The organism is Chryseobacterium gossypii (genome assembly GCF_041361455.1).
Classification (GTDB): Bacteria; Bacteroidota; Bacteroidia; order Flavobacteriales; family Weeksellaceae; genus Chryseobacterium; species Chryseobacterium gossypii.
Window position 1 is genome coordinate 1 of sequence record NZ_JBGCUR010000091.1, and the last position, 587, is coordinate 587.

1 protein-coding gene is annotated in these 587 nt (G+C 39.4%); it reads right to left on the bottom strand.

Annotation, left to right across the window (positions count from 1 at the left end; genetic code table 11):
• Window positions 1–180: 180 nt before the first annotated feature.
• A partial coding sequence (locus tag ABMQ40_RS16690; protein ID WP_370901647.1) for a glutaminyl-peptide cyclotransferase occupies window positions 181–587 on the bottom strand: 407 nt, incomplete at its 5' end.

Sequence of the window (587 nt, forward strand, 5' to 3'; positions counted from 1 at the left end):
TTTATCATTCTTACAAGACACCAGAAACAAAACCGCAGCAAAGCCCGCTATTATATTTTTTTTCATTAAACTTTCAATATTTCCCAAAAATAGCAAATTTTACTCCATTGGAATAATCCGTCAATTTTTACTAAAAAAGCGCTCCTTATGGAACGCTGTATAATATTACCGTTGCTATTTCTATTTTATGGCTACTTCATAAATTTTTGACCAGTTTTTACCGGTTACCAGCATATTTTCACCCTTAAAGGCAATTCCGTTCAAAACATCATCACTTCCTTTAGTGTTCTGTCTGGCAATATCTGTAAAATCAAACTTGCCGACTACTTCCCCCGTGGCCGGATTTATTTTTAAGATAACGGGCTTTTGCCATACATTGGCATAGATATATCCGTTATGGTATTCCAGTTCGTTCAGTTGATCGTAAGCCTGTGAGCTTCCTGCCACCGCGATATATTTAATCAGCTTTGAAGGGTCTTTCGGGTCCAGGAAGTATAACAGTTTACTGCCATCGGAAGCGATGAGATGCTTCCCGTCATAGGTTAGCCCCCAGCCTTCTCCCAATACATTCGGGTAAGCAAACTCGG